This window comes from Saccharothrix sp. CB00851, assembly GCF_001905065.1.
GTDB lineage: Bacteria > Actinomycetota > Actinomycetes > Mycobacteriales > Pseudonocardiaceae > Actinosynnema.
This window is the reverse complement of record NZ_LWLC01000034.1, coordinates 310,305-324,624: the sequence shown is the minus strand read 5'-3', so window position 1 is coordinate 324,624 and position 14,320 is coordinate 310,305. Positions and strand designations below refer to the sequence as shown.

General features: G+C 70.9%; 17 protein-coding genes. 7 read left to right on the top strand and 10 right to left on the bottom strand.

Features of this window, described 5'->3' with window-relative positions:
* Window positions 1-450: 450 nt before the first annotated feature.
* Window positions 451-1,647 carry an acyl-CoA dehydrogenase family protein gene (locus tag A6A25_RS30335; protein ID WP_073895987.1) on the bottom strand — a complete coding sequence of 399 codons (1,197 nt, stop codon included), beginning with the start codon at window positions 1,645-1,647 and terminating at the stop codon, window positions 451-453.
* Window positions 1,648-1,791: 144 nt separating this feature from the next.
* Here A6A25_RS30335 and A6A25_RS30330 point away from each other — a divergent pair, with 144 nt between their 5' ends.
* Window positions 1,792-2,085, top strand: a complete 294-nt coding sequence (locus A6A25_RS30330; protein ID WP_073895985.1) for a DUF4190 domain-containing protein — start codon at window positions 1,792-1,794, stop codon at window positions 2,083-2,085.
* A 10-nt stretch (window positions 2,086-2,095) separates the two neighbouring features.
* On the opposite strand, the gene A6A25_RS44330 is transcribed toward A6A25_RS30330, so the two are convergent.
* The 4 genes from A6A25_RS44330 to A6A25_RS30315 form a co-directional block, all read right to left on the bottom strand.
* The gene (locus A6A25_RS44330; RefSeq protein WP_158073844.1) at window positions 2,096-2,257 is read right to left on the bottom strand and encodes a hypothetical protein; all 162 of its coding nucleotides are present in this window, start codon (window positions 2,255-2,257) and stop codon (window positions 2,096-2,098) included.
* Window positions 2,258-2,355: 98 nt separating this feature from the next.
* On the bottom strand, window positions 2,356-3,018 hold the full coding sequence (locus A6A25_RS30325) for a DUF4276 family protein (RefSeq protein ID WP_198932906.1): 663 nt from the start codon (window positions 3,016-3,018) through the stop codon (window positions 2,356-2,358).
* Complete coding sequence (locus tag A6A25_RS30320) at window positions 3,015-4,097, bottom strand: AAA family ATPase (protein ID WP_073895983.1); 1,083 nt, start codon at window positions 4,095-4,097, stop codon at window positions 3,015-3,017. The genes A6A25_RS30325 and A6A25_RS30320 overlap by 4 nt, the downstream gene beginning before the upstream one ends.
* Window positions 4,098-4,140: 43 nt before the next feature.
* On the bottom strand, window positions 4,141-5,100 hold the full coding sequence (locus A6A25_RS30315; RefSeq protein ID WP_073895982.1) for an HpcH/HpaI aldolase/citrate lyase family protein: 960 nt from the start codon (window positions 5,098-5,100) through the stop codon (window positions 4,141-4,143).
* A gap of 114 nt (window positions 5,101-5,214) precedes the next feature.
* On the opposite strand from A6A25_RS30315, the gene A6A25_RS30310 reads away from it, so the two are divergent.
* From A6A25_RS30310 to A6A25_RS30295, 4 genes are read left to right on the top strand one after another with little or no spacing between them, the layout of a single operon-like run.
* Window positions 5,215-5,550 carry a hypothetical protein gene (locus A6A25_RS30310; protein WP_241828988.1) on the top strand — a complete coding sequence of 112 codons (336 nt, stop codon included), beginning with the start codon at window positions 5,215-5,217 and terminating at the stop codon, window positions 5,548-5,550.
* A complete protein-coding gene (locus A6A25_RS30305) occupies window positions 5,547-6,404 on the top strand; it encodes an aminoglycoside phosphotransferase family protein (RefSeq protein ID WP_073895980.1) in 858 nt (285 codons plus the stop codon). Before A6A25_RS30310 ends, A6A25_RS30305 begins: the two co-directional genes overlap by 4 nt.
* A 54-nt stretch (window positions 6,405-6,458) precedes the next feature.
* Window positions 6,459-7,712, top strand: a complete 1,254-nt coding sequence (locus A6A25_RS30300; protein ID WP_143193493.1) for a magnesium transporter MgtE N-terminal domain-containing protein — start codon at window positions 6,459-6,461, stop codon at window positions 7,710-7,712.
* Complete coding sequence (locus A6A25_RS30295) at window positions 7,705-8,196, top strand: DUF1003 domain-containing protein (protein ID WP_073895978.1); 492 nt, start codon at window positions 7,705-7,707, stop codon at window positions 8,194-8,196. The genes A6A25_RS30300 and A6A25_RS30295 overlap by 8 nt, the downstream gene beginning before the upstream one ends.
* 15 nt (window positions 8,197-8,211) lie before the next feature.
* Here the strand turns inward: A6A25_RS30295 and A6A25_RS30290 are convergent, their stop codons facing one another.
* A complete protein-coding gene (locus tag A6A25_RS30290) occupies window positions 8,212-8,673 on the bottom strand; it encodes a MarR family winged helix-turn-helix transcriptional regulator (RefSeq protein ID WP_073895976.1) in 462 nt (153 codons plus the stop codon).
* A 134-nt stretch (window positions 8,674-8,807) separates the two neighbouring features.
* On the opposite strand from A6A25_RS30290, the gene A6A25_RS30285 reads away from it, so the two are divergent.
* A complete protein-coding gene (locus A6A25_RS30285) occupies window positions 8,808-9,941 on the top strand; it encodes an Mrp/NBP35 family ATP-binding protein (protein ID WP_073895974.1) in 1,134 nt (377 codons plus the stop codon).
* Between the two features lie 124 nt (window positions 9,942-10,065).
* Here A6A25_RS30285 and tatB read toward each other — a convergent pair whose 3' ends face one another.
* The 4 genes from tatB to sigE all read right to left on the bottom strand — a co-directional run bounded on the left by tatB (window position 10,066) and on the right by sigE (window position 13,314).
* A complete protein-coding gene (gene tatB, locus A6A25_RS30280) occupies window positions 10,066-10,446 on the bottom strand; it encodes a Sec-independent protein translocase protein TatB (protein WP_073895972.1) in 381 nt (126 codons plus the stop codon).
* A 48-nt stretch (window positions 10,447-10,494) separates the two neighbouring features.
* Window positions 10,495-12,021 carry a S1C family serine protease gene (locus A6A25_RS30275; RefSeq protein WP_073895970.1) on the bottom strand — a complete coding sequence of 509 codons (1,527 nt, stop codon included), beginning with the start codon at window positions 12,019-12,021 and terminating at the stop codon, window positions 10,495-10,497.
* 82 nt (window positions 12,022-12,103) lie between these two features.
* The gene (locus A6A25_RS30270) at window positions 12,104-12,727 is read right to left on the bottom strand and encodes an anti-sigma factor family protein (RefSeq protein ID WP_073895968.1); all 624 of its coding nucleotides are present in this window, start codon (window positions 12,725-12,727) and stop codon (window positions 12,104-12,106) included.
* Window positions 12,724-13,314: an RNA polymerase sigma factor SigE gene (gene sigE / locus A6A25_RS30265; protein ID WP_073895966.1), complete on the bottom strand. Its 591-nt coding sequence runs from the start codon at window positions 13,312-13,314 to the stop codon at window positions 12,724-12,726. The genes A6A25_RS30270 and sigE overlap by 4 nt, the downstream gene beginning before the upstream one ends.
* A gap of 216 nt (window positions 13,315-13,530) precedes the next feature.
* Between sigE and A6A25_RS30260 the strand changes: the two genes are divergently transcribed.
* Window positions 13,531-14,157, top strand: a complete 627-nt coding sequence (locus A6A25_RS30260; protein WP_073895964.1) for an O-methyltransferase — start codon at window positions 13,531-13,533, stop codon at window positions 14,155-14,157.
* The last annotated feature ends 163 nt before the right edge of the window (window positions 14,158-14,320 follow it).

Here is a 14,320-nt window from a genome sequence, read left to right as displayed (position 1 = left end):
TGCTGATCACCCCATCCTGCCAACACCGGGCGACCAGCGCGAAACGGGTTCGCGAAACGTGACCTGACCGCCCGGCTGCCGACCTCTCACGCGTCAGACGGCACGGCGGTCGCCGACGAGCGCGGGGACGAGCGGGCCCGGGGCGTGTGCGGCCGCGATGCTCTCGCTTTTCACAAGGGAGGGGTTCGTGTCATCCCGCCGACCTGGCGCAGCCCTACCGCACGGGTCAAGGGGGCACCTTCCGGCATGACCGGCGCGTCGGGCTGGAACCGCCCCCTTGACGCGTGTGGTAGCCCGGAGGGAGGTCGGTGGGATGACACGAAGCCCGGACCCACAACGCAACAGGACGTCCCCGACGCGACGAAACCGAGACGGAACGAACGGGAGGTCATCCTGCTGATCTGCCCGTCCGGCGAGGACGCTTTTCAAGCTTTCAGCCCCGCTGATCTTTCAGCCCCGCGACTGGTAGTCGCGCAGGAGCCCCCGGCTGATGATGGTCTTCTGGATCTCGCTCGTACCTTCGCCGATGAGCAGGAACGGCGCCTCACGCATCAGGCGCTCGATCTCGTACTCCTTGGAGTACCCGTACCCCCCGTGGATGCGGAACGCTTCCTGGGTCACCTCGGCGCAGTACTCCGACGCGATGAGCTTGGCCATGCCCGCCTCGACGTCGTTGCGCGCGCCGGAGTCCTTCAGCCGTGCCGCGTTCACCATCATCAGGTGCGCGGCCTCCACCTTCGTAGCCATCTCGGCCAGCTTGAACGCGATGGCCTGGTGCTCCGCGATCGGCTTGCCGAACGTCCTGCGCTGCTGCGCGTACTCGATGGCCAGTTCGAACGACCGCAGCGCGATGCCGCACGCCCGCGCCGCCACGTTCACCCGGCCGACCTCGACGCCGTCCATCATGTGCCGGAACCCGCGACCGGTCTGGCCGCCCAGCACCTGCTCCGCCGGGATCCGGAAGCCGTCGAACACCATCTCCGTGGTGTCGACGCCCTTGTAGCCCATCTTGTCGATCTTGCCGGGGATGGTGAGGCCGGGCGCGACCTCGCCGTAGCCCTCGGGCTTCTCCACCAGGAACGTGGTCAGGTTCTGGTGCGCCTTCTCCGCGCCCTCGTCGGTCTTCACCAGCACGGCGGTGAGGTTGGACGTGCCGCCGTTGGTCAGCCACATCTTCTGGCCGTTGATGACGAAGTCGTCGCCCTCGCGCACAGCCCGGGTGCGGATCGCGGCCACGTCGGAGCCCAGCTCCGGCTCGGACATGGAGAACGAACCCCGCACCTCACCGGTCGCCATCCGGGGCAGGTACTTCTGCTGCTGCTCCGGCGTGCCGTGCTGCTTGAGCATGTGCGCCACGATGAAGTGCGTGTTGATCACGCCGGACACCGACATCCAGCCGCGGGCGATCTGCTCGACCACCAGGGCGTAGGTCAGCAGGGACTCGCCGAGCCCGCCGAACTCCTCCGGGATGGTGAGCCCGAACAGGCCCATCTCCTTCATGCCCTCGACGATGTCGGCCGGGTACGTGTCACCGTGCTCCAGCGCCTGGGCGTGCGGGATGATCTCCTTGTCCACGAAGGTGCGAACCGTCGACAGGATCTCCTCCTGGACGTCGGTCAGTCCTGCGGTCCGGGCCAGGCGCGCCATCGCGTTTCCCTTCGTAGCTCTCGGGTTACCGGCGAGTATGGACCGGTTAACGCCCGTTCGCGCCACGAGAGTGCTCATCACCACGCGCTGAACCGAAACAGCGGGTTAGCCTGTGCGCCCGCACGATCGGCGAGGGGGACCACCATGTCGCAACCGCACTACCAACAACCGGGCTACTACCCGCCGCCCCGGGGAACCAACGGGATGGCGATCGCGGCGCTGATCACCGCGTTCCTGTTCTCCCCGGCGGGCATCGTGCTGGGCGTCGTGGCGCGCAAGCAGATCCGGCGGACCGGTGAGGAGGGCTGGGGCATGGCGACCGCCGGCCTCATCATCGGCGTCGTGCTCACCGTGCTGTGGGTGCTGGCCGTCGTGCTGTGGGTCGTGCTGGTGGTTTGGCTGTACCGGGAGGCGGCGAACCTGCCGACCCCACGCTGACCGCTCCGGGTCAGGAGGCGCGCAGTTCCAGCTCGCCACCGCAGTGCCGGCACACGTCGGCGAACACGTGGACGTCGTGCGAGCAGGCGGGGCAGGGGCGGAAGCTGCGCTCGAGCAGGTCGTCACGGCGGCGCTGGAACAGCCGCCTGCGCGGGGTGCGATGTCTGGACACGCCCACCACCATGCACAGGCGGCACCCCATGATCGCCAATCCACAGCCCGACCTGTGGCCATGCTCACCGGCGGGGTCACCAGCCCGTACCGGACCGGTCACTCTTCGAAGGCGCACAGCCAGCCGTCGAGGTGCGGGCACGCCGCACGCAGGCGTGCCAGGCCCAGGTCCTGGATCGCGAGCGGCCCGTCGACCGTCTTGACGTAGCCGGGGCAGTAGTCGAGGAGCCGCTTCGAGGGCGCGGTCGCCGGTCCGTCGTTGACCAACTCCGGACCACCCGCGACCGAAACGTCCCCTCGAAGCCGGTCCGCGAGTTCGGGACCGAGGAACTCCCCCAGTTCGTCGGCGGCGGCGAACACCCACGCCTCCAGCTCGTGGACCACCAGGTTGGGCCGGAACCGCCGGTCACCCACCGCCTCGGCCAGACACCGCTCGACGTGCCCGACCCGCTCGTAGACGTCGCCGGACGGCCGGTCCGCCATGCCGGGGCAGTCCGGCGGGAACGCGTAGTAGTCGAACAGCGTGGTGAGCACATCGATGCTCGTGTCGTTCAGCAGCAGCCTGATGTCCCGCTGGACCTGCGCCCACCCGGTGATGCCACCCTTGTGCGACGGCCCGGCCGCCGGCCTCTTGGTCTTCACGAGCGACAGGCTGGTGACCCATCCGAGCCCTTCGAGATGAGGTCGGATGACGGCATCGGCCACGACCTCTTCGGTCTGCCCCTCGACCAGCAGGTGGACCCGCCGGATGGCACCCGTCACGTGTGCCCGCCCGGCCTGCCCCCGATCAGGTTCTTCTCCCACAGCTCACCCAGCGAGTACTCCTGGAGCCACGCGCCGAGCCGCTGGCGATCCGGCCGCGAGAAGGTCGACGCCCCGTCTACCCGCTCGACCACGATCAGGTCATCAAGCTCGAACTGGTTCATCAGGGTCACCGACTGCGTGGCGATGAGCACCTGGCTGCGCACGGACGCTTGCCGCAAGAGCCCTGCCAACTGGACGACGGCATAGGGGTGCAGGCCGAGTTCCGGCTCGTCCAGGACCACCAGCGAGGGCAGCCTCGGGTGCAGCAGGAGTGTCGCGAGACAGACGAACCGCAACGTGCCGTCCGACATCTGGTCGGCCGAGAACACGGCGTCCGAGTCGTTCTGCCGCCACCGCAGCCGCAGTCGGTCGCTCTTCTCCGGTCGGAGGACGAAGTCCCGGAAGAACGGCGCGACTTGGCGGATGGCCCCGACGATCCGCCGGTAGGCCGCCTTGTCGGTCGGGTCGTCGCTGTCGTAGAGCGCCAGCAGGACGGCCGCGAGGTTGCCCGCGTCGTGTCGCAGCGCCACGTTGTCCGCCGTGGGCACGAGTTGCTTGACCGGCGCGTTCCGGCTCGTGTCGTGGAAGTGGTAGACGCGGCAGTCGCTCAGCGCGTCGGCCAGCCGAGCCGCGGACCCCACGGCGTCGGTGACCATCGGCAGCTGCGTCTCCCGCCCTCCTCTCGGCAACTCGACCATCCCGTGGTCCCCGAGGTCGAGGGCTTCGACCGCGAAGATGAACTGGTCGTTGCTCGCCGGCACCAGCACGGCCTGGTAGGCACCCGGAGCACCGGTCACCGCGAGCCGGAGGTGATCCGCGCCGGAGTTGAGCAGCGCCGACGCGCCGCCGTTCAGCCCGACGAAGAAGCCCAAGTCTTCCTCGACCAGGCGGCCGAGCAGCTCGAACACGCGCACGAAGTTGCTCTTGCCCGCGCCGTTCGCGCCGATCAGCACGTTCAGCCGGCCGAGGTCCACTCGCGCCGAACGGATCGAGGCGTACCCCTCGATCTCGATCGACTTCAGCTCCCGGTCGGCCACGCGATCACTCTACGACCACGCGCCGACCGGGAACCGCGGGAACTCAGTCCTCCGGCGGCGACCACACGTTCGTGCGCGACATGCCCGCGGCACGTCCCTTGGACGAGATGACCAGCGCCATCTTGCGCGACGCCTCGTCGATCATCTCGTCGCCGAGCATCACGGCGCCGCGCTTGCCGCCCTTCTCGGACGTGAAGTAGTCGTACGCGTCGAGGATGTTCTCGGCGTGGTCGTAGTCCTCCTGCTTGGGGCTGTAGACCTCGTTCGCCGCGTCGATCTGGCCCGGGTGCAGGACCCACTTGCCGTCGAAGCCCAGGGCGGCCGAGCGTCCGGCCACGCGCTTGAAGCCCTCGACGTCGCGGATCTGCAGGTAAGGGCCGTCGATGGCCTGCTTGTCGTGCGCACGGGCAGCCATCAGGATTTGCATCAGGATGTAGTGGTAGGCGTCGCCGACGTCGTAGCCGGGCGGCTGCTCGCCGACGACCAGGGACTTCATGTTGATCGACGCCATGAAGTCGGCCGGGCCGAAGATGATCGTCTCCACCCGCGGCGAGGCCGTCGCGATCGCGTTGACGTTGGTCAGGCCCAGGGCGTTCTCGATCTGCGCCTCGATGCCGATGCGCCCGACCTCGTACCCCATGGTCTTCTCGATCTGGGTGAGCAGCAGGTCCAGCGCGTGCACCTGCTCCGCGGTCTGCACCTTCGGCAGCATGATGCAGTCCAGGTTCGCGCCCGCACCCTCGACGACCTCGGTGACGTCGCGGTAGGTCCACTCGGTGGTCCAGTCGTTGACCCGGACGACCCGCGTGCGAGAGCCCCAGCCGCCCTCGTTCAACGACGCCACGATGGTCTTGCGCGCGTCCGGCTTGGCCAGCGGCGCGCACGCGTCCTCCAGGTCGAGGAACACCTGGTCCGCGGGCAGCGTGCGGGCCTTGTCGATCATCTTCTGGCTCGACCCGGGCACGGCCAGGCACGAGCGACGGGGACGCTGCTGGTCGACCACTGTGGGTACCTCCTCGTACCGGCCGGTAACTCCTGTCGTGCGAAGGGTGGCACGCACGCGTACCGCCCGCTATTTCGTGAGTCACGTTTCACAGGCTCGTGGCAGGCTGAACCGGTGGAGATCGAGCAGGTGCTGGACAACGCGTTGCGCAAGGCCGCCGCGGTGTGGATCCGACCGGACGGCCACGAGCCGCGACTGGTGTGGTCGCTGTGGCGCGACGGGACGCTCCTGGTGGCGGTCGGCGGCACCGAACAGCGAGTGCCGGGCCTGGCCGACGGCGTCACGTGCACCATCACCGTCCGCTCCCCGACCACCCACTCCCACCTGGTCGACGCGACCGCGACCGCCCACCTGACCGAACCGGACGACGACACCGCGGCGGCGTTGCGGGCGGCCCGGCTCAACGGCAGGCCGCGGTGGGAGTCGGTCTACCGCCTGGAGTTCGCGTGATCACCGTCCCGGGCGACTTCGGCCGGATCCTCGGCGAACAATCGCGGGAGTGGCGGGCGAACCTGCCCACCCTGGCCACCCGGTTCTGCGCCCGCTGGCGGCTCACCCCGGACGGCGCCCTGCTCACCGGCAACGTCGCCGTCGTCCTCCCGGTGCGCCGCGCCGACGGCCACCCGGCCGTGCTCAAGCTGACCTGGCTGGACGAGGAGACCCGGCAGGAGCCGGTGGCGCTGAAAGCCTGGGCGGGTCAGGGCGTCGTGGACCTGCTGGAGCACGACGACCGGCACGGCGCCCTGCTGCTGGAACGCCTCGACCACACCAGGTCGCTGGACGACGCGCCGATCGAGGAGGCGCTGGCCGTCACCGGCGGGCTGCTGCGCCGACTGCGCGTCCCGGCCGGGCCCGGGTTCCGCCGACACGAGTTCCCCGACCTGGTCGCGGAGAACGCGCAACTGGGCGACCCGCTGCCGTCGGTGCTGGTGCACCAGGCCCGCGAACTGGGCCGCGACCTCGCCGAGACGGCCGGGAACACCCTGGTCAACCAGGACCTGCACTACGAGAACGTGCTGCGCGGCGACCGCGAGCCGTGGCTGATGATCGACCCGAAGCCGCTGGCGGGCGACCGCGAGTTCGGCGTGATCCCGTTGCTCTGGAACAGGTTCGGCGAGCTGGACGGCGACCGTGGCCTGCGCGACCGGTTCGCGGCGCTGTGCGACATCGGCGAGCTGGACGCCGACCGGGCCCGCGCCTGGACGTTCTGCCGGGCCGTCGACACCTGGCTGTGGTGCCTGGACGAGGAGCTGGACGAGATGGCCGTCGCGGTCGAGGCCATCGCCCGCGCCCTCCGCCCCTGACAACGTCCACAGTGGAACGCAGCGGCGGCGCACCGGGCGGACTAACCTGATCACGTGGTCGCCGTGAACCGCGTCTTCGCCGCGCAGCTCGCCGGTCTGCCCGTGTTCGGGCCGGACGGCGAGTCGATCGGCAAGGTCCGCGACCTGGTCATCGGCCTGCGGGTGGACCGCCAGCCGCCCCGCGTGCTCGGCCTGGTGCTGGAGCTCGCCACCCGGCGGCGCATCTTCGTGCCGATGCTGCGGGTCACGTCGATCGAGCCGAACGCCGTCACGCTCGCCACCGGCTCGGTCAACCTGCGCCAGTTCCACCAGCGCGCCAACGAGGTGCTGGTGGTCGGCGAGCTGCTCGACGCCCGCGTGACGCTCGACTCCGGCGCGGCGGCGGTGCTGGTCGACGCGGCGATGGAGCCCAGCCGCACGCGTGATTGGCGGATGACGCGGGTCGCGGTCCGGGAGCGCACCGGTCGGCTGGCCCGCCGCGGCCCGGTGCAGGTGCTGCGGTGGGAGGAGCTGAGCGGGCTGACCGTGACCGAGCTGGCGGGCCAGCCGCAGGGCGCGCAGCACCTGGTGGCGATCTTCGAGACGATGCGCGCCGCGGACGTGGCGCTGGCCCTGCACAGCCTGCCGTTCAAGCGCCGCTACGAGGTGGCCGAGGCCTTGGACGACGAACGGCTCGCCGACGTGATCGAGGAGATGGCCGAGGAGGACCAGAAGGACCTGCTGGCGCACCTGGACGACGAACGCGCCGCGGACATCCTGGAGGCCATGAACCCCGACGACGCGGCCGACCTGCTCTCCGAGCTGCCCGAGGTCGAGCAGGACCGGCTGCTGGGGCTGATGGAGCCGGAGGAGTCCGAGCCGGTGAAGCGGCTGCTGAAGTACAGCTTCGACACCGCGGGCGGGCTGATGACGCCGGAACCGGTGGTGCTCGCGCCGGACGCGACGGTGGCCGAGGCGCTGGCGCACGTGCGCAACCCGGACCTCACGCCCGCGCTGGCCAGCATGGTGTTCGTGTGCCGCCCGCCGACGGCCACGCCCACCGGCCGCTACCTGGGGTGCGTGCACATCCAGCGGCTGCTGCGCGAACCGCCGTCCGACCTGGTCGCGGGTGTGCTGGACACGGACCTGGCGACGTTGTCACCGTCGGCGTCGCTGGGCGACGTGACCCGCTACTTCGCCACCTACAACCTGGTGTGCGGGCCGGTCGTGGACGACAGCGACCACCTGCTCGGCGCGGTCACCGTGGACGACGTGCTGGACCACCTGCTGCCCGACAACTGGCGCGAAACGGGGCTGACCCATGCCTGAGCTGCCGCGTCGACGGCTCGACCAGCCGCGCACGGAGGGCCGGTTCCGGCTGTCGCTGGACCCGGAGGCGTTCGGCCGGTTCTCCGAGCGGCTCGCCCGGTTCCTCGGCACCGGCAAGTTCCTGTTCTGGCAGACGCTGCTGGTGATCGCGTGGATCACGGTCAACCTGGTGGCGGTGTCGCTGAGCTGGGACCCGTACCCGTTCATCCTGCTCAACCTGGCGTTCTCCACGCAGGCCGCGTACGCCGCGCCGCTGATCCTGCTCGCGCAGAACCGGCAGGACGACCGCGACCGGGTGTCGTTGGAGGAGGACCGGGCGCGGGCCACGCAGACCAAGGCCGACACCGAGTACCTGGCCAGGGAGCTGGCCGCGCTGCGGCTCGCGGTGGGCGAGGTGGTGACCCGTGACTACCTGCGCAGCGAGCTGGAACGCGTGTTCCGGGAGCGCAAGCGGCCCGTCAAGGACGACGTGTCCTCACCCTGAACAGCCCGGTGCCCGTCAGGGTTCTTCGGCGCCCAGCCGCTCGCACATCCGGCCGAACGCCTCCAGCTCCGCGTGGTCCAGCGGCTCCGCGAAGTGCCGCACCACGCCCGTCAGGTGCGTCCCGGACGCCGCGCGCAGTCGCTCCAGGCCCTGTGACGTGAGCACCGCCACCACGCCGCGGCCGTCACCGTCGGCGCGTTCCCGCAGCACCAGGCCCGCGCGTTCGAGGCGGTCGACGAGTCTCGTGACGCCGGAGCGGGACAGCAGCACGGCATCGGCCAACTCGGTCATCCGCAGTCGGTACTGGGGCGCCTCGGCGAGCTGGACCAGGACGTCGTAGGCCGCGAGCGACAAGCGTTGCTCGGCGATCAGTTCGGCTTCCAGGATCCTCGTGAGCCTCGCGTGCGCCCGGAGGAAGGATCGCCACACCCCCAGCTCGGTACGGGTGGGCAACCGGGCAGATCCGGTTTCCGGCACGGATACCAATGTTACGGAAAGCACGCAACCGGCTGCGCGCTGCCCCTGGATCCGGGGTGACCGACCGGTAGCTTGGAGGTGTACGACCCGCCGTAGCATGGCGGTCCCACCACCTCTTTGGCGAAGGCGTTCCCGTGACTCTTCCTACCGTTGACGACGTGCAGAAGGCGTTGGCCGGTGTGCAAGACCCGGAGATCCGGCGTCCGATCACCGACCTGGGCATGGTCAAGGGCGTCGTGGTCGGTGACGACGGGGTCGTGGACGTGGCGGTGTACCTCACCGTGTCCGGCTGCCCGTTGCGCGACAAGATCACCGCCGACGTGACGTCCGCCGTGTCCGCGCTCGACGGCGTCACCGGTGTGCGCGTCGAGCTGGACGTGATGAGCGACGCGCAGCGCACCGAGCTGCGCAAGGCGCTGCGCGGTGGCGTCGAGGAGCCGGTGATCCCGTTCGCCCAGCCCGGGTCGCTGACCCGCGTGTACTGCGTGGCGTCGGGCAAGGGCGGTGTCGGCAAGTCGTCGGTGACGGTGAACCTGGCCGTCGCGATGGCCGCGCGCGGGCTGTCCGTCGGCGTGGTGGACGCCGACATCTACGGCCACTCGATCCCGCGCATGCTGGGCACCGACGGGAAGCCGACCCAGGTCGAAAAGATGATCATGCCGCCGCAGTCGCACGGCGTGAAGCTGATCTCGATCGGCATGTTCACGCCGGGCAACACCCCGGTGGTGTGGCGCGGCCCCATGCTGCACCGGGCGCTGCAGCAGTTCCTGGCCGACGTGTTCTGGGGCGACCTGGACGTGCTGCTGCTCGACCTGCCGCCGGGCACGGGTGACATCGCCATCTCGGTGGCTCAGCTCGTGCCGAACGCCGAGATCCTGGTCGTGACGACGCCTCAGCAGGCGGCGGCCGAGGTGGCGGAGCGGGCCGGGTCGATCGCGTTGCAGACGCGGCAGCGGATCGCGGGCGTGATCGAGAACATGTCGTGGCTGGAGCTGCCGGACGGCACCCGGATGGACGTGTTCGGGGCCGGTGGCGGGCAGGCCGTGGCCGACTCGCTGACCCAGGCCGTGGGTGCGGACGTGCCGCTGCTGGGCCAGGTGCCGCTCGACCCTCGCCTGCGCGAACAGGGTGACGCGGGCACGCCGATCGTGCTGGCGCACCCCGAGTCGGCCGCAGGCCAGGTGCTGACGACCGTCGCGGGCAAGCTGTCGACGCGGTCCCGCGGCCTCGCCGGCCGCCTGCTGAACGTCTCCCCCGCCGGCCGCTGACGAGCCGGCCCCAGCGCGGCCACGCCATCGCCCGGCCACCTGTCCCGAACGCGACGCAGGGGTCCCCGCCAAGGGGGACCCCTGCTTTTCATTCTACGGACGGGTACCGACAAATCCGGGCACGTCAGGTGGCGTCCGGGTCGAACGGGGGACGTTCGCCGCGTTCCAGGGGACGCTCGGAGGTGGTGGTGTCCCGGGCCGGGGGGACGGCCGGGTGGCCGTTCGGCTTCTCGATCGGGTCGTCGTCCCACAAGTGCTTGGTGATCGCGCGCTTCGGGTCGAAGTTGCGCAGTTCCCGCAGGTCCTCGAGAGGCTTGCGCAACTGCTCGAACTCCGGCCCCATCTCCTGCTTCAACTGGTCCCGCGCGCCAGTCGCGTAGTCGCGGACCTTGCGGACCGTCTTGCCGACCCACGAGGCGGCCTCCGGCAGTCGTTCCGGGCCGAGGATGAACAGCCCCGCCACGACGATGACGAGGATCTCAAGCCACCCGATGCTGTCGAACACCCGCGTGCCCCACCTTCCGCGCCCCAAGCCCTGTTGCCAGCGTAGCCGTCAGTCGGACCTCAGAGTCACCTGCACGGTCAGCTCACGACCCTGCCTGGCCAGCACGACCGGAACCGTCTCGCCGATTTCACGCTCCCTTACCGCGACGGTCAGCTCGGCGGCGTTGCGGACCATCCGGTCGCCGACGCGGGTGATCACGTCGCCCTCCTCGATGCCCGCCGCGTCGGCCGCGCCGCCCTCGGGGACGTTCTGCACCTGCGCGCCCTCCGCCGTCTCCGCCGACGCCGACCGCACGTTGACGTTCATGTCCGCGTGCTTGACCTGGCCGTCGCGGATCAGCGCCTGCGACACCTTGCGCGCGTAGTTGCCGGTGATCGCGAACCCGAGGCCGACCGAACCGCCGGTCTCGGTGCGGATCGACGAGTTGATGCCGATCAGCGCGCCGGACGAGTCGACCAGCGCGCCACCGGAGTTGCCCGGGTTGATGGCCGCGTCGGTCTGGATCGCGTCGTAGGTGACCTGCGGTCCGCCGTTCTCACCGGCCGCCGTCACGGGCCGGTGCAGGGCGCTGACGATGCCCTCGGTCACGGTGTTCGACAGCGACAGCGGCGACCCGATGGCCAGCACGGTGTCGCCCACGGCCAGCTCGTCGGAGTCGCCGAACTGCAGCACGGTCGGGTTGTCCACCTCGACCTTGATCACCGCGAGGTCGGTCTTGGAGTCACGGCCGACGACCTGCGCCACGGCCCGCTCGCCGTCGGTGAAGACGACGGTCAGCTTGGCCGACGTGTCCTGCACGGCCGGTGCGACCACGTGGTCGTTGGTCAGCACGTAGCCCTCGCCGTCGATGACCACGCCCGAACCGACGCCGGCCACGTTGGCGCCCTTGAACTCGATCGACACGACGCTGGGCGTGACCCGCTCGGCGATCTCGGCGACGGACCCGACCGGTCGTTCCTTGCCCGGCTTGACCTCGGCGAGCGTGACGCCGCCGTCGGTGAGCGGGTTGCCGACGCGGCCCAGCAGCCAGCCGACCACCCCGCCCCCCGCGCCGACCAGCAGCGCGGCCACCATCAGCAGCACCAGGCCCATCGGCTTGACGCGCCGCCCGAACAGCAGTTCGGGCACGCTGAGCTGCGGTCCCGGCTCGCGCTCCGGCTTGGGCCCGGTGTCGGGCTGCTCGGTGACGGCGGGCGGGCCGATGACGGCCGAGGCGCCCGGGTCGCGCCACGAGTCACCCGCGGGCTTGCCCTCCCAAAAGACGGGCTCCACCTCGGGCTCGCCGTGCAGGTCGACGGGCGGGCGCTGCAGGCGGGTCTCTTCCTCACCGCGCGGACGGCCGAACGCCGTGGTCAGCGCTTCCGGTGGGGGCGGTGCGAGCTGGACGAAGCCGTTGCCGTTGAGGCCGGGGCGGTCCGCGGCGAACGCGCCCGCCACGCCCTGCGGCCGGCCGAACACGGCCTGCTGACCGGGGTCCACGGGCGGGCGGTGCAGCGGGCGGGGTGCGAGCCTGCGGTGCGCCCCGTCGTCCACGCCCGACCTGGGGGTCCCGTTGCCCTGTTCTGGCTCGCTCATCGCTCCCCGCACGTCGTCACACCATGGTTGTCGCGGGGCCAATCGTGCCCGGTGACCGGTGAAGTTGCCGTCAGCGGGCTGGTCAGCGGCCCAGCAGACCGGTGTTCGCGGCCGGGCGCAGCACGCCGACGGGTTCGCGGTCGTCGGCCGACGACGGCGCCACCACGGGCGAGGGCTGCGGCGTGTTGCCCTGCGCGGGGGACGGCGGAGTGTCCTCGCTGCCCGGTGCGACCAGGGCGAGTGCGCCGAGCATGAGACCGGAGACGACGACGCCGGCGCCCTGCCTGGCTCGCCTGCCCCCGAAGAGCCCGGTTCCGAAGCGGCTACCGCCGCCGGTTCCGAAAGGGCGGCCGGACCCCAGCACGGGACCGCTGCCGAACGCGACCCGGTCGGGCCGCTGGACCGTGACGAGCTGGCCGTCCTCGGTGACCGCGAGGCCGTCCGGCGCGCTGGGCAGCTCCACTTCCTGCGGGATCGCGCCCAGCCTGGCCAGCAGGCTCGCGGGCGCGCACGGCGCGTCGGCGGCACGCACGGCGGACCGCGCCTGCTGCTGCGAATACGCCTCGGCCGCGCAGAACGGGCACCTCTGCAGGTGCGCGGCCGCCCTGTTGTGCGCCGAGGCGGACAGCTCGCCGTCGACGAAGGCGACGACCGCGTCGGGCAGCAGGTGCTGCTCGGGCAGTTGCCAACCTCGCAGGTCGGTCATGCAGAGTCCTCCTGGGCCAGACCCCGACGGCGTTCCAGTGCGACCCGCAGGGCCTGGCGGCCCCGGTGGATCCTGCTTCTCACGGTACCGAGTTTGACGCCGAGGGTGGCGCCGATCTCCTCGTAGGAGAGTCCTTCCACGTCACACAGCACGACGGCGGCGCGGAACTCGGGCGGCAACTCGTCCAGCGCGGCCTGCAGCTCCGGGTCGAGGTGCGTGTCGTCGTAGATCTCCTCGGGCGTCGGGTCGTCGCCGGGGATGCGGTCGGTCTCCTCGGGCAGGGCCTCCATGCGCACGCGGGAGCGGCGGCGGGCCATGTCGAGGAAGAGATTCGTGGTGATGCGGTGCAGCCAGCCCTCGAACGTGCCGGGCTTGTACGACGCCAGCGACCGGAACACCCGGATGAAGGTCTCCTGGGTGAGGTCCTCGGCGTCGTGCTGGTTGCCGGTGAGGCGGTAGGCCAGCCGGTACACCCGGTCGGCGTGTTCGCGCACGACTTCATCCCACGTGGGCGGGATCCATTCCACGTCGTCGATGGGCGCCGTCAGTGCGGGCGCAGTCGGTGCGAGGTTCGGCTGCTTTGGCATCGGGCGGTTAAGCACCTCCACTGGGCTGGCTGCCCTGCTGCACGGGTCAACGCTCGGCTCCCCTGACGTGTTCCCGTTGGTCCTGCTCGTCATGCGTTGGGACCAGCGTGACGTCTTCGCTTATAACCATCGTGAGAGGCGGCTGAGAGCAGGCTGAGAATCCGGTTGTCGGCGAGATTCACCCGAACCCACGCCGGCGGCGTTAGCCTTCGTGCTGTGGATGCGCCGACGCGCGAGTACGTGGAGCGCTACCTGCCCGAGGACGCCGTGCTCACGGCCGCCAGGGCTCGTGGCGCCGAGTTGGGGTGCGTGCCGATCGGGTCCGGCGGCGGGGCGGCGTTGCGGTTCCTCGCCGCGGCGTTGCAGGCCAAGGCCGTGGTCGAGATCGGCACCGGTGCCGGGGTCGGCGCGTTGTACCTGCTCAGCGGCATGCCCGCGGCCGGGGTGCTGACGTCGATCGACGTGGAGCCGGAGCACCAGCGGGCGGCGCGGGTGGCGTTCGCGGAGGCGGGGATCGCGGTGTCGCGGACCCGGTTGATCATGGGGCGGGCGCTGGAGGTGCTGCCCAGGCTGACCGACGGCGCGTACGACCTGGTGTTCGTGGACGCGGCGAAGTCGGAGTACCCGAAGTACCTGGCGGAGGGCGTGCGGCTGCTGCGGCCGAGTGGCGTGATCGCGTTCGACAACGTGCTGTGGCACGGCCGCGTGGTCGACCCGGCCCACCGCGACCCGGACACCGTCGCGATGCGGGACGTGGCGCGGGCGGTGCGCGAGGACGACCGCCTGGTGCCGGTGATCCTGCCGCTGGGTGACGGCCTGCTGGTGGCGGCGAAGGCCGGCTGAGCCCGCCACCACTGGCACCTGCCTCGGCCGGGAGCTTCGCCGCAGCGCTTGCCAGCGTCGCTTCCGAGCCATGGCTGCCGTCACTGCCCAGCCGTCGCTCCCCGAGCCGTCACTTCCCGGGCGTCACTGCCCAGCCGTCGCTCCCCGGGCCTTGGCTTTCGAG

Bases quoted from the DNA above. Each gene is read 5' to 3' on its own strand.
- A6A25_RS30335 (WP_073895987.1), bottom strand. From the start codon at position 1,647: ATGGCGCGCCTGGCCCGGACCGCAGGACTGACCGACGTCCAGGAGGAG.
- A6A25_RS30330 (WP_073895985.1), top strand. From the start codon at position 1,792: ATGTCGCAACCGCACTACCAACAACCGGGCTACTACCCGCCGCCCCGG.
- A6A25_RS30295 (WP_073895978.1), top strand. From the start codon at position 7,705: ATGCCTGAGCTGCCGCGTCGACGGCTCGACCAGCCGCGCACGGAGGGC.
- A6A25_RS30275 (WP_073895970.1), bottom strand. From the start codon at position 12,021: ATGAGCGAGCCAGAACAGGGCAACGGGACCCCCAGGTCGGGCGTGGAC.
- A6A25_RS30270 (WP_073895968.1), bottom strand. From the start codon at position 12,727: ATGACCGACCTGCGAGGTTGGCAACTGCCCGAGCAGCACCTGCTGCCC.
- sigE (WP_073895966.1), bottom strand. From the start codon at position 13,314: ATGCCAAAGCAGCCGAACCTCGCACCGACTGCGCCCGCACTGACGGCG.